This window comes from Bacillus sp. EB106-06-01-XG163 (assembly GCF_058791615.1).
Window position 1 is genome coordinate 1 of sequence record NZ_JBYTDS010000003.1, and the last position, 17515, is coordinate 17515.

A 17515-nucleotide genomic window follows, 5' to 3' on the forward strand; every position below is an offset into this window, starting at 1 on the left:
ATGTCCCGCAAAGGGACGCCCGCTGATAATGCCTCCATCGAATCGTTTCATTCCTCACTAAAGTCTGAAACGTTCTACCTCGACAGGTTGGAAAGCACTACGACGACCATCGTAGAACAAACTGTCGAAACCTATATACACTATTATAACAACATTCGTATTCAAACGAAACTAAACAACCAGCCGCCGGTCACATACCGACAGCTGGCTGCTTAAAGGTGTTTTGATCCCTGTCTCAAAAACGGGGGTCAGTCCCGTTTCGGCGGGATTTTTTTGTTTATACGACCGGAAGCACGTTGACCGCGTCCTTAACGTTTAAATACGTCTTTAATGAAGAAAAGCTGGCATCAAGCTGATTCATTCTCATGGCGAGGGTAGGCTTGATCCCGGTGATAATCAATTCCGTGCCGATTAATTTAAGCAGGTGGTGCAATTTGAAAATCCGGTCTGCGGTCTGTTCGTTTACCTCGGCCAGACCTGATAAGTCTATAATTAAGTAATCATCTTTAGATGCGGTTAATATGTCCGTCAAAGTTGTCACAATTGAATCAAATCGTTCTTCCGTTAAGTTTCCCACTAACGGCAAGGCGGAGATGCCGTTTCGGATCGGAACAATCGGTGTAGACAGCGTCGTGATTTCTGTGAGGGAATCCTCAAGGAGCTTTTCGTATTCTTTCTGCTCTGTAATGTCTTTTTGAAAACCGACAAAATAGAGCTTGTCTTCAACATAAAGAGGATCAATGTTGAGTTCATTCCAAAACGGGGTGCCGTCTTTTTTGACATTTTTCAGCCGCACCGTGATCTTTTCTTTCTGGGTTAAGCTCTTTCTGATTTTCGCGACTTGTTGACGGTCGGTTTCTTTGCTTTGCAGAAATCTGCAGTTCTTACCTAATATCTCTTCGGAAGAGTAGCCTGTCATATCCATAAATCCCTGATTTGTATATATGATGGGATTGTCCTCAAGAGAGGGGTCTGTAATCACCACGCCGATGCGTGCGTGATCAAGCGCCTTTTTGATAAGCTCCAGCTGCTCCAGTTTTCCGAATACATTTGAGTCAGCCATGTAAAACCCCCTTTTGGCCGTAAAGCTGCGCGCTTTTTCAGCCATTGTTTCTCCCCTTTTTAAATGAATCTACAGTAACCGTAGCATAACATATGTTCTGATTCAAGCAGCCGAAGTTTGCAATTTGTCATTCGGGCTTGTCCTCATATACACTGAATATATAAGGGGAAGGCACATCATCGCTAAGTAAGTGACTAGGTCATTGTCACTGGGTGAAAAATGAATCTAATGCATCAAGCTTACCGATCATGTGTTCACATATAATGGAAGAAACAAGCTTTTTACTTTCCTGCTCAATCGCCGGTATGTAGATATCGAAAATCATCGTATTCGTAAGGGGGCTGGATGGCCTGAAGTCGCTTTACTAAATAAGGGCTTTAGGAAGGTGATGAAGATGCTGCATCAGGTAATAATTGCTTGTGTAATTGGAGGAATCATGGGGGTTCTCGGTCATGTGAAAAAGAGAGGCAGGCTGGAGAAACCCAGAATGACAAAGCGGTTTATCTATCTCGGTTTTTTGGAAGATGGTTTTATCGGAATGGCTGCTTCCATCTTACTTGTCTTATCCGCTGACCCCGATTCAGGAATTCAACTCGTCATCTTATCCATAATCGCAGGCTACGGCGGAGAAGCTGTTCTCAGGAGCTTTGATTTTGTCAGAGAACAAAACAGTGATTCGGCCGAAGCAAAACCACACCAGCAAAAAAATCCTCCATCAAAATAATATCCCCGCTCATGACCCGTTCCGGGTACATTCCCATTGTATACAAACCTGCTTGCACTTATGAACAGAATTCTATAAAATACAGGTAAGATTACGGTAGCGATAAGAACAGTGAAGAGGAGCAGTAAGAAGCAGATTTTGCAATCAGAGAGTTGACGGCCGGTGCAAGTCAATCAAGTCTGTTTCCGAACTCGCCTCAGAGTTGCAGCGGCAAAACCGCTGACGCATAACTGCGTTAAAAGTATCAAGTGAGTGCGGCTCAAAACCGTGCTAACGAGGGTGGTACCGCGGGAAATAAAAATCTCTCGTCCCTTTTTGGGATGAGGGAGTTTTTTTAGTTTTAGAATAATCTGAATATAATCTTTCTCATCCCGTCAATACTTGGACTACATACGCCGTATTCAATCAGAAGGAGGTTTTTACGTTGAGTTTTCAGCACGAAAAAATAGAAAAGAAATGGCAGAATTACTGGTTGGATCATAAAACGTTCGCCGTCAGTGAAGAGAATGACAAGCCGAAGTTTTACGCGCTTGACATGTTCCCGTATCCTTCAGGAGCCGGCCTTCATGTCGGACATCCGGAAGGCTATACGGCAACCGATATCCTTTCGCGCATGAGACGCATGCAAGGATACAATGTGCTTCATCCGATGGGATGGGACGCGTTCGGGCTTCCTGCCGAGCAATACGCGCTTGACACGGGGAATGATCCGGCCGAGTTCACAAAACAAAATATCGATAATTTCCGCCGCCAGATTCAATCGCTCGGATTTTCATATGATTGGGATCGTGAAATCAATACGACTGATCCGGACTATTACAAGTGGACGCAGTGGATCTTCACCAAGCTGTACGAAAAAGGGCTCGCTTACGTAGACGAAGTGCCGGTCAACTGGTGCCCGGCGCTCGGAACGGTGCTTGCGAACGAAGAAGTCATTGACGGCAAAAGCGAGCGGGGCGGCCATCCGGTTGAACGCCGCCCGATGAGACAATGGATGCTGAAAATCACCGCTTATGCAGACAGGCTTCTTGAAGATTTAGAAGACCTTGACTGGCCGGAAAGCATTAAAGACATGCAGCGCAACTGGATCGGACGCTCAGAAGGCGCAAACGTGCATTTCGCGATCGACGGCACTGATGACACGTTTACCGTGTTTACGACAAGACCGGACACGCTGTTCGGCGCGGCTTATGCCGTACTGGCTCCTGAGCATGAGCTTGTGGAGGCCATCACGACGCCTGAACAAAAAGAAGCGGTAGATGCTTATGTTAAAGAAGTTCAGGCGAAAAGTGACCTGGAACGGACGGATCTTGCGAAAACAAAAACGGGCGTCTTCACGGGCGCATATGCCGTAAACCCTGCAAACGGGGAAAAGCTGCCGATCTGGATAGCGGATTATGTCCTCGCCTCTTACGGAACAGGCGCTGTAATGGCCGTGCCGGCGCATGACGAACGTGATTTTGAATTCGCAAAAGTGTTCAGCCTGCCTGTCAAAGAAGTCGTAAAAGGCGGAAACACGGAAGAAGAAGCGTACACGGGGGACGGAGAGCATGTCAATTCCGGCTTTCTGAACGGACTGAAAAAAGCGGAAGCGATTGAAAAAATGATCGCCTGGCTTGAAGAAACGAAAAACGGTGAGAAAAAAGTGACATACCGTCTGCGTGATTGGCTGTTCAGCCGCCAGCGCTATTGGGGCGAGCCGATTCCGGTTATTCATTGGGAAGACGGCACGTCAACAGCCGTTCCGGCGGAAGAGCTGCCGCTGATTCTGCCGAAAACCGATGAGATCAAACCGAGCGGAACAGGTGAATCACCGCTTGCCAACATTAAAGAGTGGGTGGAAGTCACTGATCCTGAAACGGGCAAAAAAGGCAGAAGAGAAACGAACACGATGCCGCAATGGGCGGGAAGCTGCTGGTATTTCCTCCGCTTTATCGATCCGAAAAATCCGGATCAGCTCGCTTCACCTGAGAAACTGGATAAATGGCTGCCCGTTGATATTTACATCGGTGGAGCGGAGCATGCCGTGCTTCACCTTCTGTACGCGCGTTTCTGGCATAAATTCCTCTACGATATCGGTGTCGTGCCGACGAAAGAACCGTTCCAAAAGCTGTATAACCAAGGAATGATTCTCGGGGAAAACAATGAAAAAATGAGTAAATCCCGCGGAAACGTCGTCAATCCGGATGAAATTGTGGCGTCTCACGGAGCAGATACGCTCCGCCTGTACGAAATGTTTATGGGGCCGCTTGATGCATCTATCGCCTGGTCTGAATCAGGTCTTGACGGAGCGCGCCGCTTCCTTGACCGCGTATGGCGTTTGTTTATCGAGGAAAACGGCGAGCTGACGGGCAAAGTGACAGAAGGCGCGGGCGAAACTCTTGAGCGCGTCTATCATGAAACGGTCATGAAAGTGACAGAAAACTTCGAAGCCCTTCGTTTTAACACGGGCATTTCTCAGCTGATGGTCTTCATTAATGAAGCTTACAAAGCGAATGAACTGCCGAGAGAATATATCGAAGGTTTTGTGAAGCTACTTTCTCCTATTGCGCCGCATTTGGCGGAAGAACTGTGGGAAAAACTCGGCCACGAAGGTTCGATTGCATACGAGGCTTGGCCTGCTTATGACGAATCAAAACTGGTGGACGATGAAGTGGAAATCGTCGTCCAGCTGAACGGAAAAGTAAAAGCGAAATTAATGGTTCCGGCTGATGCTGATAAAGCAGCGTTGGAACAGCTCGCACAAGCTGACGAAAAAGTAAAAGAGCAGCTTGAAGGAAAAACGATCCGAAAAATCATTGCCGTACCGGGCAAGCTTGTCAATATCGTGGCAAACTGACCGGGCGAAGCCCCTCTCCTACAGAGAGGGGCTTTTTTATCAGGCCTCTATCATAGAAATTGCACCGCGGGCTTTGGTATACTTAACACCATAAAGATGAATGGGAGTGTCACACATTGAAAATAAATGAAATCAGCACAGCCGCACTGGAAGAAAAATTAAAAGCGGGAGAAGAGCTGTATCTGATTGATGTCAGAGAGGACGAAGAAGTTGCCGAAGGAATGATTCCGGAGGCCGTTCACATCCGCATGGGGGACATCCCTGAGAAGATGGATGCGTTAGACAAGGACAAGGAATATGTATTTATCTGCCGTTCCGGAAAAAGAAGCATGAACGTTTGTATGTATTTACATGAGCAGGGCTTCCGTACGGTTAATGTTGAAGGCGGCATGCTGGAGTGGGAAGGCGAAACAAAGCCGAAGAAATAACGCTTTGAAGTGGAAGAAGAAAAGGGACGTCGTCTTTTTCTTCTTTTTTTATAAAAAAACGGGAGGCGAATCAGGTGAAACCGATGATCCGCGCGATGAAAACAAACGATATCAAACAGGTCCGGCAAGTCGCAGAACGAAGCTGGCATCATACGTATGAAGGGATTATTCCCAGACACATTCAAGATCAGTTTCTCGAATCCGCCTATCAGGATGAGATGATGGAACGCCGGCTCTTGCATTCTCTGTTCTTTGTGGCAGAAGAAGAGGGGCGAGTGCTCGGTTTTGCAAATGCCACCCCGGTTCAAAAAGACGGAAATGCGGAGCTGACCGCCATCTATATTGACCCGGATTGCCAGGGAAGCGGGATAGGCACGGCACTCCTTAAAGAAAGCATCAGGCAGTCCGGCGGGGTAAAAAAGCTTTATGTCCATGCAGAAAAAGAGAACCGCATTGCCTTATCCTTTTATCAAGCGAAAGGGTTTCAATGGGTATGTGAATTTGAAGAAGATTTTAAAGGACACACTTTACAGACGGTCAAACTGGTACTGAACATATAAAAGCGTCCGGCCCGCCCAGGACCGGAACGCGAATGATCAGTGATAAGCCGGAAGCCGGTCTTTGTGCGCTTCAAATAAGTCATCGCACAAAGATATGATGTCATTCATGGAAAGCTCGGCGCTTGTATGCGGGTCAAGCATGGCCGCCTGATATACGGCTTCCTTTTTTAATGTAACGGCCGCTTCGATGGTTAAAAGCTGTGTGTTAATGTTTGTTCTGTTGAGCGCCGCGAGCTGCTCGGGAAGTTCGCCCGAATAGCACGGCATAATGTGGTTTTTGACGGCTGTGCAAGGCACTTCAACGACCGCTTTCGCCGGCAGATTCGGTATCAGCCCGGTATTCAGCACATTGCCGCCGAATGTGAACGGTTTGCCCGTCTCCATCGCTTCAATAATTCTCGAACCGTATTCTTTTGAGCGTTCATGCGTCAGGTTTTGGCTGTTGATGATGCCGTCTCTCATCGTTTCCCAATTGTTGATTTGTTCCGCGCATCTCCTCGGATATTCATCAAGCGGAATTTGGAGTTCATCTATTAGCTCCGGATACCGGCTTTTTATAAAATACGGGTGATATTCGGCATTATGCTCAGATGATTCCGTTACGTAGCAGCCGAATTTATCCATCAGCTCAAACCGCACCATGTCCTTATGTTTCGTCTTTTGTTTTTCGCGTGCCCGTCTTTTAATTTCAGGATATAAATCAATTCCGTCTTTTTTAATCTCCAAAAGCCAAGCCATATGGTTAATGCCGGCAATGCGTTCTTCCGTACCTTCGTGATCCATGCCGAGTGAGTCAAACAGATCTTTGGTACATACCTGGACGCTGTGGCACAGGCCGACCGTTTTGACATTTGTATGTCTGAGCATCGCTCCGGTCAGAGAGGCCATCGGATTTGTATAGTTTAACAGCCACGCATCCGGGCAGACCTCTTCCATGTCTTTTGCGATGTCAAATAAAACGGGGATGGTGCGAAGGGAACGGAAAATGCCGCCTATTCCGACGGTATCGGCAATCGTCTGGCGGAGACCGTACCGCTTCGGGATGTCAAAGTCAATGACCGTCGCGGGTTTATAGCCTCCGACCTGAATGGCGTTTATCACATAGCCGGCGTGTTTCAGCGCCTGTTTTCGGTCATCGTAGGAGATGATGGATATACTCGTATTGTAGCGGTCTCTCATGTTTTCCAGCATGAGCTGGGATTCTTTCAGCCGTACAGCGTCAATATCATAAAGCGCGAATTCAAACCCGTTTAATGCTTCAGTCAGTAAGCAGTCCCCCAGTACATTTTTTGCGAAAATCGTGCTCCCCGCTCCGATAAACGTAATTTTCTTCAACAGAAATTCCTCCCTTTTCTTCTCAGCCTTTGACCGCCCCGGAGGACAGCCCTGAGATAAAATATTTTTGAAGCGCCAAAAACAATACGACCATCGGCAGCATCGCCATAATTGCGGCTGCGGCGACTAAGTGAAGATTGTTCGCGTTTTCGCCGAAAAATCCCGCCATGGCCACGGTCAATGTCTGCACCTTTTGATCTTGTAAAAAGAAAATCGCAAATTGGTAATCGTTCCAGATAAACACACAGGAAATAATGCAGACCGTTGCGGTAATCGGTTTCAACAAAGGAAACACGATTGTATAAAAAGTCCTGATCAATCCCGCGCCGTCCATCCTGGCGGCTTCCTCAAGCTCTTTCGGAATGGAAGAGCGGATAAACCCTGAATATAAGAAAACGGTCAGCGGCATATATGCAGCCGTATTAATGAGAATGGCTGCGGCATGCGTATTGATCAGCCCCGCATCAGCGACCATCTTGTATAAAGGAACCATGGAAGTCAAAGGCGGGATGATCATGATTGAAATCAAAAGGCCGAAGACGATTTTGTTCAGCTTTGTATTTCTTCTTGCGAGCGGGTATGCGGCAAGCGAACCCATGAAAATTAATAAAGCGGCGGAAACGGCTGTAATGATGATCGTGTTCAGAAAGGATTGCCCGAGAGAGGCACGTTCCCATGCTTCACGAAAATTCTGAAATGAAAAGGCGGATGGCAGCGACCATTTTGAACTGTAGTCACCTTTTGCTTTTAATGACGTGGTCAGCAAAATATAAAAGGGGACAATATGAACGCACGAGATAACGGCTGCCAACAGCGTAAAAATCCGCATTCGGGCTGTTTTCATGACATTTCCGTCTCCTTTCGCTTGAAATACACGAGAGCCGAAAAGCTGATGACAAGAATAATGACGGACATAAACACGCCTTGGGCGGCGGCATATCCCGCATCCTGCCGTTTAAAATATAAATCATACATAAACGTTGACATCGATTGAGAGGAATTGCCCGGCCCGCCTGCGGTCAGCGCGAAAATGACATCAAACAGCTTCAGCCCGCCGATGATATTGATGACCATGTTGATGGTGACAGCCGGCATCAATAAAGGCAGGGTGATGGTGAAAAACGGCTGAAGACCTCCCGCGCCATCCATTTTTGCGGCTTCGTAATAATCTTTCGGAATGCTTTGCAGCCCCGCCAAATATACAATCATCGCAATGCCTGCGTATTGATACGTGTTAATCATGACGATAATCCACGGGTTTGCCGCAGGGCTTGCCAAGGCGTTGACAGGACCGATTCCCAGTGCGCCAAGTACATCATTCAGCGCACCCCCGTCATATGAGAAAATAAAATACCAAATGTATCCCATAATCAGCGGACTGATAATGACGGGCAGGTAGACGATCGTTCTTGTGAGCGCCTTCATTTTTAAGCTCTGATTCAAAAGCAGCGCATATAAAAGTCCGAGCATATTCTGAAAAAAAGTGCTTCCGATGCCGTAAAGCAAAGTGTTTTTCACAACAAGCCACGTGTCCGGATCTGTAAAAAGCCTTTTATATTGAGTAACCCCCACCCATTGATACGTCTGTGAGAAGCCGTTCCAGTTTGTAAATGTGATAAAAGCGCCTTTGACAAACGGAAAAATCATGAAAATAAAAACCGTGGCAAGAGCGGGAACGTACATCCACCATAGTGACGCGGATTTTACCGGCTTTTGATGTTGAAATCCTTGGGTTTCTTTTGCAAGATCACTCATTCTTTTTCAGCTCCCCATGAATCAGATTGAAGCCGAAGCCGCTTATATTCCCTGCCGAGTTTCGCTGAAATTTCAGCGGGGGTTAAGATATCGGCCATCAGCTCCTGCCCGGCTGTTCCCATCACATCCCACATTCCGTTCGGCAAATAAAGGCGGTCAAAATAAGGCTGCACCTTAATATGCTGATAGCGCTTATAGTCATTTGCGTAGAAAATGTCCGTTTGCACATTCACTAATCCGGCCGGAAGCGAGGTCGCTTCGGCAATTGATTTTGCATGCTCGGGTCGGGCCATAAATGCGATAAACTGTTTCGCTTCTTCAAGCCGCGGGGAATCCTTGAATGCCGCCAGCGTGTAACGTTCGCCTCCGATCCAAACCGGCGCGTCTCCCTTATGGACGGCCGGGGTCGGTATGATGCCGACTTTTACCTTCGGATTGATTTGAGCGACGTCTTGGCCGAGGGTGCCGCCCTGCAGCGTAAAGGCGATTTTGTTTTGCGCCATCAGTTCAATGAGCTGGGACCGTTTTGCCGTCACGGCATCTATATTGAGCAGGTTTTCCTTTTGCATCTCTTTCAGTTTGTCAGATAAATAGGTGAAGTGTGTCCAGCGGAAGGTTCCGTTTAACAATTGTTTTTTGTAACGGTGTGCGGGATCTGTGATGAGAAGCGGTGCGGCGAATTGATCGTAATATTGGGCAAATGAGCTTTTCTCATAGCCGGCAAACCAGAAGGGGGTGACTGTTCCGCCGCTTTTTTCTTTAATCTGTCGCAGTGCCTTCATAAAATCATCCATTGTTTCCGGCGGTTTGATTCCGTATTTTTCTAACAACGTACGATTGTAGGCCAGTCCGTCCTTTGCCTGATTCAGAGGGAAGGCGTATATTCTGCCTTTGGCGTCTTTGAGCATGCTGTTTAAATTCGGATCGAGCCGCTTCGTCCAAGACATGCCGCTGAGGTCGGCGGTATATTCTCCGTAGCGGATTTTGGCCCAGCCGTGTGTGTCGAAAAGATCGGGCATATCACCGGCCGCCATCCTGACCCTCATCATATTTTCGTAGTCATTGCCTGGGAAATGAACGTTTACTTGAATGTCCGGATGTTCTTTTTGGAATGAATCAGCCAACTTTCTGAATACGGCGCGTTCGCTGTCTGAGGATATGGTGGAATAGACTGTCAATGTTTTCTGCTTTTCTCCGGCGCCGCTCTGTTCTGCCGAGCAGCCGGGAAGTATCATGCAAGTAAAAGAAAGAAACAAAGCCAGTAAGCGTTTCATCTTTTCCTCCTTTAAATATGATATAAACGCTGCGGGACACGTCACCACCTTTCTTGTGAGCCGCAGCTTTGTCTGACAATCAATGAAGTGGGGAGCGTCACGGCCAGCGGGACGGTTCTGCCGTTTAAACGGTCGAGAAGCAATTTGACACCCGTCCGGCCCATCTCTTCCGTGTATACTTTTACCGTTGATAACGGCGTGCTGGCGTATTCTGCCTCATCAATTCCGTTGAAGCTGACAACCGCCGTATCGCGCGGGACTTGAAGGCCGGCTTCCTGCAAGGCTTTTAAAGCGCCGACAGCCATCGAATCACTTGCGATAAAAAAGGCATCGGGGAGACTTCCGCCTTTGACGGCTTCATTCATCAGCCGGAACCCTTCGTGCATGCTGTATTCGCCGATCAGTACATGCTCCGGCTCGGCGCCGGCCATTTGTAAGAAAGCGGTCAGACGCTTATCCTCAATCGTTTTATTGCTGTTTACACCGTCTATGACGGTATGTTCCCGCTCCCGGCCGCCGATATAACCGAGCCGCTGGTAACCGAGCGACAGAAGATGTTCTATCGCCTTTTGCGCTGCGGCATAAAAATCCACGCTGACGGAATCGTAGCGGGCGGGATCGGGGGTGCCGTTAACAAATACCGCGTGCCTGAAAGCGGCGCTGATATTCGTAAGCGCCTCGTCTTGCAGGCTGCCGATGACGATGACGCCGTCCAGTTCGTGAAACATATGCTCTTGAAAAGAACCGAGATGGATAGAAGATGTGATAAAAATTTTTTGCCGAAAGCATTCTTCTTCAATGCCTTTTCGGATCGCCGAAAAATAAGGATCCTGCCGTTCTTCTTCCGGTGACAGGCAGCTGACAACGCCGATCAGGGGCGCTGAATCGCTGCGGCTGCGGTTCTTCCGTTTTTTTGCCGACGGCTGATAGCCCAGCTCATCGGCGATCCTCAGAACTTTTTCTCTTGTTTCATCAGTCACAGCCAAAGAGTCATCCTTATTCAAAATTCTCGATACTGTCGCGCTGGATACAGATGCCTGTAAGGCAATATCTTTGAGACGGACCATTTCGCATCTCCTTTTTACTAAATATTTACTAAACAGAAATGACCTGGTTATTGTTAAAATGATATTATCATACGAGAGTAAGCGTTTTCAATAACTATTTTTGGTTACTTTTAGTAAAAATCAGTAAAAAAGAAAATCTGTTTTTCTCTATCATATTTCAATTGAACCGGAATAAATTGAAAGAGAAAGGAGAGGGTGATGTGCTGAAGATAGCTGTTTTTGATGAGGAGCATGAAAAGGATCTGCAGACTGAAGTCAATACATTTTTAAAGGGGATTTCTGATGAACAGCTCGTTGATATTAAATATACGGTAGCGGCGGCCTGTGATCCTGAAGGTGAGCAGCTTTATTGTTTTTCCGCTCTCATTTTATACCGAAAATAAAAAAGCCCGGACGAAATGCCGGGCTTCGTTGTTCATTATGCTTTTTTGACGCGGGGACTTCTTGGTTTTTGGTATTTCTCCGCTTGTTTGATTCCTTTTCTCTCGCTCGCTAATGACTTGTACAGAGACACGATCATCAGAAGGATCACGACTGAAAACGGAACCGCGGCGAGAATGGCCGTGTTTTGCAGTGCGGCCAGACCGCCGGAATATAACAAAACCGCTGCCACGGCGGACTGGATGACGCCCCAGATGATTTTCACCCGGTTTGACGGGTCTAAAGAGCCGTAAGACGTTTGCATTCCAAGCACAAATGTCGCTGAATCCGCTGATGTAATAAAGAATACAGCGATCAGAACAAGCGTTAATACGGATGTCACCATTGTCAGCGGATAGTGGCTGAGTGCGCCGAACAGCATCGTATCCGTTGACATTCCCGCGACATTGAATACGCCTTTCTGCTGAAGATCCATCGCGGATACACCGAAGATCGCAAACCATAAGAAAGCCAATATACAAGGTGTCACCAACACCCCGATTAAAAATTCCCGGATCGTCCGGCCCCTTGATACACGGGCGATAAAAATGCCGACAAACGGCGACCAGGATATCCACCAGGCCCAATAGAAAATGGTCCAGCTGTTAATCCATTCGCGTTTTTGGGGATCATTCGGAGACAAGCGAAAGCTCATCTGCACGATATTTTGGATGTATTGGCCGATAGAATCGGTAAATGAGTTCATAATCAGCACCGTCGGACCTGCAATGAGCATAAAGATCATTAAAATAGCCGCGAGCGCCATGTTGGTATTGCTTAAGTATTTAATCCCTTTGCCGATTCCGCTCCACGCAGAAATCAAAAATAACACGGTCACGACAGCGATCAGGATCAGCTGAATGGAAAATGTTTTCGGAATGCCGAATAAATAATGCAGACCGCCGTTGATCTGAGTCGCTCCGAGCCCTAAGCTTGTCGCCACACCGACAACGGTCGCAAACACGGCGATACAGTCAATCGCTTTGCCGATCGGCCCGTTTACTTTATCGCCCAAAAGCGGTGTCAGTGTGCTGCTGATCAAACCGGGCGCGTCTTTTCTGAATTGAAAATATGCGATACATAAAGCGACAACCGCATAGATGGCCCAAGCGTGCAGCCCCCAGTGGAAAAATGTGTACCGGAGCGCATCACGAAATGCTTGGGGCGTTTCTGTTTCACCTGAGGGAGAGCTGACGGCGTAATGGCTGATCGGTTCCGCAGCCCCGTAAAATACCAAACCGATTCCCATGCCTGCGCTGAAAAGCATGGCAAACCATGATAATAAGCCGAATTCCGGTTTTTCCCCGGGTTTTCCGAGTTTTATTGTGCCGATCGGACTTACAATGAGAAAGAGACAGAAACCGACAAATATAGAAACGACCAGCAGATAATACCAGCCGAAAGAATCCGTAATAAATTTTTGTGCCGTATCAGTGACTTGCTGCAGGCTGTCAGGAGAAATGGCCCCCCATAAAACCGCAGCGGCTGTGATGACAATCACAATCCAAAAAACACTGGAGATGTTCTTCTTCAAACGTTCTCACCCTCTGACTATTTTTTTCAATACGCCATTTTGTTTTAGTATGGTCGTACGATTGCAGATCAATCCTTTCTTCCTATTCCCTCAATCAGGTGAAACAAAACGCAGAAAACTCTATCATGTTTTTGGTCAATTATCAACGGGGACGCTCAGGTAAATGCGCTTTAAACCATTTAGAGCGAGCGTGAGAAACGTCCTGCATTCAAACCGGCGAGACGCCCCGTAACAAAGGCTGAAGTGATATTGTAGCCCCCGGTATAGCCGTGAATATCGAGTATTTCTCCGCAAAAATATAAGCCTTCCATTTTTTTTGACGCCATTTGTTTCGGCTCAATCTCTTTTACGGAAACACCTCCGCCTGTGACAAACGCTTTGTCCAAAGAAAGCGTTCCGTCAGCGGCAACCGTAAATTGTTTGCAGTCATTGACAAAAGCCCTGAATTGATCCTTCGGCAGTTCCGTAAAGCTTGTCTGGGGATCAAGACCGTTCCGTTCCAGAAGAAAAAGCAGGTACCGTTCCTGCATCCACGGCTTCAGCGCGTTTTTGAGCGCTTTTTTCGGTGCGTCTTTCAGTTCCTTGTGCATCTTTTGAAATAACTCTTCCTCGTTGATGCCGGGAAACAGATCGATGCGGAGTTTGACCTCTGGCTGCTTTTTCAGTTCTTTGACGACAAATTGGCTGCAACGGAGAATGGCGGGGCCTGACAAGCCGAAATGGGTAAACAGCATGTCCATCACGTGTGTGACGATTGGTTTGCCTTTTTTATTCAGGACGCTGACGGCCGCGTTTCTAAGAGACAGCCCCTGAAGTGTTTTTTGTTTAATAAACGGTTCTGACGACGTAACCGGCACTTCCGTCGGAAAGAGTTCGGTCACGGTATGACCGGCCGCTTCCGCCCATGCATAGCCGTCTCCGGTGCTGCCGGTATGCGGGACTGATTTTCCGCCGACCGCGATAATAACGGCGTCTGCGTTAATGTGTTCGTCATTGTTTGTCGTAATGCCTGCTGTCCTGCCGTTCTCGTACCGCACTTCTTTGATTTTTTCATTTGTGCGGATGGTGACATTCAGTTGTTTTAATCGGTTCAAAAGCGCATCGACAACGCTTTGCGCTTTGTCCGTCACCGGGAACATGCGCCCGTGGTCTTCTTCTTTCAGCTGAATGCCGAGTTTTTCAAAAAAGGCGATGATATCTTCATTATTAAATTCGGAAAACGCGCTGTATAAAAAGCGGCCGTTGCCGGGGATGTGTTTGATGATTTCTTCAACGGGGAGGCGGTTGGTCACGTTGCAGCGCCCGCCGCCGGAAATCGCCAGCTTCCGTCCCAGCTTGTTTCCTTTATCGATTAATAATACGTCCGCGCCTTCTTCGCCTGCCGCAATCGCAGCCATTAAACCGGACGGACCGCCGCCGATCACAATCACGTCATAATGTTTCATCTTTCATCAACAACTTTCTTTTTCACGTATAATAGGCGGAAATGTCCGCTTTCTGCTATTATAGCGAAAGAAAGGGAATCCTTAAACGTATTTTGTTTTTTAAAGAGTTTTCCCAAAAAGTTTCCCGCTGTAATTATTACCGTCTAATTGCCCAGTTGTGTTAAAATAGAAAAGTTGAATCTTCGTAGAAAATGGTGATGAGGAAACATGTCAAGCAAATTGTTAAGGGGCACGTTCGTGCTGACGCTCGGCACCTATATATCGCGGATTTTAGGGATGATTTATCTGATCCCGTTCGGAGCGATGGTCGGAGCGACGGGCGGAGCTTTGTTTCAATACGGATATAATCAATATACACTGTTTTTAAACATTGCCACGATGGGATTTCCCGCCGCGGTTTCAAAATTTGTCTCGAAATATAACTCCAAAGGAGACTATGAGACGAGCAGGCGGATGCTGAGAGCGGGAATGTCGGTTATGCTCGTAACCGGGATGATCGCTTTTTCAATTCTTTATATTTCGGCGCCGTTTTTTGCGGAAACATCTCTTGGCGGCACGAGTAACAACGGACTTACGATTGACCACGTCGTTTATGTCATCCGGATGGTCAGTCTGGCACTTTTGGTCGTGCCGATTATGAGTCTTGTGCGCGGTTTTTTCCAAGGTCATCAGATGATGGGGCCGACAGCCGTTTCACAGGTTGTGGAGCAGCTTGCCCGGATCATCTTTTTATTGGGCGCAACGTATTTGATTTTAAGAGTGATCAACGGCGGCCTTGTCATCGCAGTCGGATACGCGACTTTCGCGGCGCTGATCGGATCATTCGGAGGGCTTGTCGTCCTTTATATTTACTGGAATAAGCGGAAGGGCGATCTTCTGGCGATGAAGCCGAATCTCGTCCCGTCCGCGAACTTAAGTTATAAAAAAATGTTCATTGAGCTTTTCAGTTATGCCGCTCCTTACGTATTTGTCGGACTGGCGATTCCTTTGTATTCATATATCGATACGAATACGTTTAATAAAGCGATGATTGCGGCGGGCCATAAGGATATCAGCCAGGACATGCTTGCGATTGTCACCCTTTATGTGCCGAAGCTTGTGATGATCCCGGTTTCTCTGGCGACCGCTTTCGGTCTGACGCTGATTCCGACGATTACTGAATCGTTTACGAGCAGGAATTATAAGCTTTTGAACCAGCAGATTAACCAGACGATGCAAATCATTCTGTTTTTGGTTATTCCCGCCGTTGTCGGGATGTCCGTGTTATCGGGTCCGGCCTATACGTTCTTCTACGGCTCTGAAAGTCTTCGACCGGATATCGGACAGGATATATTGTTCTGGTACGCGCCTGTCGCGATTCTGTTTTCTCTGTTTACCGTAAACGCCGCGATCCTGCAAGGGATTAATAAGCAGAAATTTGCTGTCGTGAGTCTTTTCATAGGCGTTATTATAAAAGTGGTGCTGAACGTGCCGCTGATCAAGCTGTTTCAGGGAGATGGGGCCATCTTGGCAACGGCGCTCGGTTATATCGCTTCTCTTCTGTACGGTTTTATCATGATTAAGCGCCATGCGGGCTATTCGTATACGGTACTTATAAAACGGGTCATTTTAATCGCGGTCCTGTCCGTCGTGATGGGAGTCGCGGTCAAGCTGACTCAATGGCTGCTCAGTTTCTTTGTAACATACCAAAGCGGCCAGGTGCATGCGGCGATTGTCGTCTTTGTCTGCGCCGCTGTCGGCGGTGCGGTGTACATGTTTGCCGCGTACCGAATCGGATTTTTACAGAAAATGTTTGGAAACCGTCTGCCCCGCGTTTTGAGGAGAGGCAGGCATTCCGCCCATTGAGAAATAATGAATAGTCCGCTTATCGCGGGCTTTTCTTTTTAAAGGAGAGGATCAGGATGAGACTTGATAAGCTGCTTGCCAACAGCGGATTCGGCTCAAGAAAAGATGTGAAAAAAATCGTCAAGGCCGGGGCTGTCATGATTGACGGAGAGCCGGCGAAAGATGTGAAAACCCATGTCGATCCGGAAAAACAGGACATCACGGTATACGGAGAGCCGGCAGACTATCGTGAATTTATTTATGTCATGATGAATAAGCCGCAAGGAGTCCTGTCCGCTACCGAAGACAGCCGCCAGCAAACGGTGGTTGATCTGCTGACGCCTGAAGAACAGCAATTTGAACCGTTTCCGGCGGGACGTCTTGATAAGGATACGGAAGGCTTTTTGCTTCTGACCAATGACGGGCAGCTCGCTCATCGCCTGCTTTCTCCGAAAAAGCATGTGCCCAAAACATATGAGGTCCGGTTAACCTCGCCTCTGTCACCGGAAGACATCGTTCATCTGGAAAGAGGCGTCGTCATTGAAGGAGGCTATAAGACGAAGCCGGCAGCCGTTGAAATCATTACAGAAAGCCCGGATGAAACGGTGATTCACTTGACCATTACAGAAGGCAAATATCATCAGGTGAAGCTGATGGCAAAGGCTGTCGGAAATGAAGTGGCTTATTTGAAGCGGCTTTCGATGGGGGCTGTTTCTCTTGACCCGGATCTTAAACCGGGAGAATTCCGCGAGCTGACTGAAGAAGAGCTCGAAACGCTGAGAGGCGCTGAAGTGTAATCGATATCAGAAAAGCCCAAAACAGATTTGTTTTGGGCTTTTTATATAGAGGAACAAAAAACAAGGCAAAGACGCTGCTTTGCCTTGCAGCATGTCAGGCCGAAAAGGGCCTTATGTAATTGTTCGCTTAAGATGTAATTTTCACTTTTTTTCGTGTTGTCTCCCACTTGCCTCGGCTAGGACTATGAACAAGATCATTGTATGCTAACACATTTAAGTCTCGCTGAATGGTTCTAGGTGTAATGCCGAATTCATCAACCAGTTCCTGTGTTGTCACAAGGCCTTTTTCCTGGATGAACATGTAAACTGATTTAATCCGAGTCAGCATACGATTTGTTGAAGGTTTCAAAAAACCACTCCCTATCATAAGATCGGATGGACTTGATATACCACAACTTTCGACTCTAAAACTTCGTACGAATAAGCAACAAAGGATGACATTCTGTTTTT

17 protein-coding genes and 1 other annotated feature are annotated in these 17515 nt (G+C 47.5%); of the genes, 8 read left to right on the top strand and 9 right to left on the bottom strand.

Annotated features, from left to right (window positions below; all coding sequences use genetic code 11):
• Positions 1 to 216 (top strand): IS3 family transposase (locus AC3WTF_RS03995; RefSeq protein WP_282076275.1); only part of this gene is annotated, 216 nt, incomplete at its 5' end.
• Between the two features lie 61 nt (positions 217 to 277).
• On the opposite strand, the gene ytvA is transcribed toward AC3WTF_RS03995, so the two are convergent.
• Positions 278 to 1063, bottom strand: a complete 786-nt coding sequence (gene ytvA / locus AC3WTF_RS04000) for a YtvA family blue-light photoreceptor (RefSeq protein ID WP_007408808.1) — start codon at positions 1061 to 1063, stop codon at positions 278 to 280.
• A 388-nt stretch (positions 1064 to 1451) separates the two neighbouring features.
• On the opposite strand from ytvA, the gene AC3WTF_RS04005 reads away from it, so the two are divergent.
• The 4 genes from AC3WTF_RS04005 to AC3WTF_RS04020 all read left to right on the top strand — a co-directional run bounded on the left by AC3WTF_RS04005 (position 1452) and on the right by AC3WTF_RS04020 (position 5614).
• Entirely contained in the window at positions 1452 to 1787 is a 336-nt protein-coding gene (locus AC3WTF_RS04005; protein WP_015418038.1) for a DUF4257 domain-containing protein, read from the top strand.
• 102 nt (positions 1788 to 1889) lie between these two features.
• Positions 1890 to 2103, top strand: a binding site (T-box leader).
• 108 nt (positions 2104 to 2211) lie between these two features.
• Positions 2212 to 4626, top strand: a complete 2415-nt coding sequence (gene leuS / locus AC3WTF_RS04010; protein ID WP_012118235.1) for a leucine--tRNA ligase — start codon at positions 2212 to 2214, stop codon at positions 4624 to 4626.
• A 116-nt stretch (positions 4627 to 4742) separates the two neighbouring features.
• Complete coding sequence (locus AC3WTF_RS04015) at positions 4743 to 5054, top strand: rhodanese-like domain-containing protein (protein WP_003152299.1); 312 nt, start codon at positions 4743 to 4745, stop codon at positions 5052 to 5054.
• 83 nt (positions 5055 to 5137) lie between these two features.
• On the top strand, positions 5138 to 5614 hold the full coding sequence (locus AC3WTF_RS04020) for a GNAT family N-acetyltransferase (RefSeq protein ID WP_079978510.1): 477 nt from the start codon (positions 5138 to 5140) through the stop codon (positions 5612 to 5614).
• 36 nt (positions 5615 to 5650) lie between these two features.
• On the opposite strand, the gene melA is transcribed toward AC3WTF_RS04020, so the two are convergent.
• Genes melA through AC3WTF_RS04045 form a run of 5 tightly spaced genes read right to left on the bottom strand, consistent with a single transcriptional unit; the run spans position 5651 to position 11045 of the window.
• Complete coding sequence (gene melA / locus AC3WTF_RS04025; protein WP_032868341.1) at positions 5651 to 6949, bottom strand: alpha-galactosidase MelA; 1299 nt, start codon at positions 6947 to 6949, stop codon at positions 5651 to 5653.
• A 22-nt stretch (positions 6950 to 6971) separates the two neighbouring features.
• Positions 6972 to 7793, bottom strand: a complete 822-nt coding sequence (locus AC3WTF_RS04030) for a carbohydrate ABC transporter permease (protein WP_007408803.1) — start codon at positions 7791 to 7793, stop codon at positions 6972 to 6974.
• Entirely contained in the window at positions 7790 to 8704 is a 915-nt protein-coding gene (locus tag AC3WTF_RS04035; RefSeq protein ID WP_032868340.1) for a carbohydrate ABC transporter permease, read from the bottom strand. The genes AC3WTF_RS04030 and AC3WTF_RS04035 overlap by 4 nt, the downstream gene beginning before the upstream one ends.
• A complete protein-coding gene (locus tag AC3WTF_RS04040) occupies positions 8701 to 9978 on the bottom strand; it encodes an ABC transporter substrate-binding protein (RefSeq protein ID WP_032868339.1) in 1278 nt (425 codons plus the stop codon). The genes AC3WTF_RS04035 and AC3WTF_RS04040 overlap by 4 nt, the downstream gene beginning before the upstream one ends.
• Before the next feature lie 41 nt (positions 9979 to 10019).
• Positions 10020 to 11045, bottom strand: a complete 1026-nt coding sequence (locus AC3WTF_RS04045) for a LacI family DNA-binding transcriptional regulator (protein ID WP_032868337.1) — start codon at positions 11043 to 11045, stop codon at positions 10020 to 10022.
• 200 nt (positions 11046 to 11245) lie between these two features.
• On the opposite strand from AC3WTF_RS04045, the gene AC3WTF_RS04050 reads away from it, so the two are divergent.
• Positions 11246 to 11428 (top strand): sporulation protein Cse60, encoded by a 183-nt coding sequence (locus AC3WTF_RS04050; RefSeq protein ID WP_003152309.1) that lies wholly within the window; start codon positions 11246 to 11248, stop codon positions 11426 to 11428.
• Between the two features lie 35 nt (positions 11429 to 11463).
• On the opposite strand, the gene opuD is transcribed toward AC3WTF_RS04050, so the two are convergent.
• Complete coding sequence (opuD, locus tag AC3WTF_RS04055) at positions 11464 to 12999, bottom strand: glycine betaine transporter OpuD (RefSeq protein WP_032868335.1); 1536 nt, start codon at positions 12997 to 12999, stop codon at positions 11464 to 11466.
• A 179-nt stretch (positions 13000 to 13178) separates the two neighbouring features.
• Positions 13179 to 14444 (bottom strand): BaiN/RdsA family NAD(P)/FAD-dependent oxidoreductase, encoded by a 1266-nt coding sequence (locus AC3WTF_RS04060; RefSeq protein WP_047936041.1) that lies wholly within the window; start codon positions 14442 to 14444, stop codon positions 13179 to 13181.
• A gap of 207 nt (positions 14445 to 14651) precedes the next feature.
• Between AC3WTF_RS04060 and AC3WTF_RS04065 the strand changes: the two genes are divergently transcribed.
• The gene (locus tag AC3WTF_RS04065; RefSeq protein ID WP_003152313.1) at positions 14652 to 16289 is read left to right on the top strand and encodes a putative polysaccharide biosynthesis protein; all 1638 of its coding nucleotides are present in this window, start codon (positions 14652 to 14654) and stop codon (positions 16287 to 16289) included.
• Positions 16290 to 16345: 56 nt separating this feature from the next.
• The gene (locus AC3WTF_RS04070; RefSeq protein ID WP_032868330.1) at positions 16346 to 17065 is read left to right on the top strand and encodes a pseudouridine synthase; all 720 of its coding nucleotides are present in this window, start codon (positions 16346 to 16348) and stop codon (positions 17063 to 17065) included.
• 127 nt (positions 17066 to 17192) lie between these two features.
• Here the strand turns inward: AC3WTF_RS04070 and AC3WTF_RS04075 are convergent, their stop codons facing one another.
• The gene (locus AC3WTF_RS04075) at positions 17193 to 17414 is read right to left on the bottom strand and encodes a DeoR family transcriptional regulator (protein WP_003152337.1); all 222 of its coding nucleotides are present in this window, start codon (positions 17412 to 17414) and stop codon (positions 17193 to 17195) included.
• Positions 17415 to 17515: the final 101 nt, after the last annotated feature.

Excerpts from the sequence above, each read along its gene's own strand:
- AC3WTF_RS04020 (WP_079978510.1), top strand. The coding sequence starts at position 5,138 with ATGATCCGCGCGATGAAAACAAACGATATCAAACAGGTCCGGCAAGTC.
- AC3WTF_RS04045 (WP_032868337.1), bottom strand. The coding sequence starts at position 11,045 with ATGGTCCGTCTCAAAGATATTGCCTTACAGGCATCTGTATCCAGCGCG.
- AC3WTF_RS04040 (WP_032868339.1), bottom strand. The coding sequence starts at position 9,978 with ATGAAACGCTTACTGGCTTTGTTTCTTTCTTTTACTTGCATGATACTT.
- AC3WTF_RS04070 (WP_032868330.1), top strand. The coding sequence starts at position 16,346 with ATGAGACTTGATAAGCTGCTTGCCAACAGCGGATTCGGCTCAAGAAAA.
- AC3WTF_RS04030 (WP_007408803.1), bottom strand. The coding sequence starts at position 7,793 with ATGAAAACAGCCCGAATGCGGATTTTTACGCTGTTGGCAGCCGTTATC.
- AC3WTF_RS04035 (WP_032868340.1), bottom strand. The coding sequence starts at position 8,704 with ATGAGTGATCTTGCAAAAGAAACCCAAGGATTTCAACATCAAAAGCCG.
- AC3WTF_RS04060 (WP_047936041.1), bottom strand. The coding sequence starts at position 14,444 with ATGAAACATTATGACGTGATTGTGATCGGCGGCGGTCCGTCCGGTTTA.
- ytvA (WP_007408808.1), bottom strand. The coding sequence starts at position 1,063 with ATGGCTGACTCAAATGTATTCGGAAAACTGGAGCAGCTGGAGCTTATC.
- AC3WTF_RS04005 (WP_015418038.1), top strand. The coding sequence starts at position 1,452 with ATGAAGATGCTGCATCAGGTAATAATTGCTTGTGTAATTGGAGGAATC.
- AC3WTF_RS04065 (WP_003152313.1), top strand. The coding sequence starts at position 14,652 with ATGTCAAGCAAATTGTTAAGGGGCACGTTCGTGCTGACGCTCGGCACC.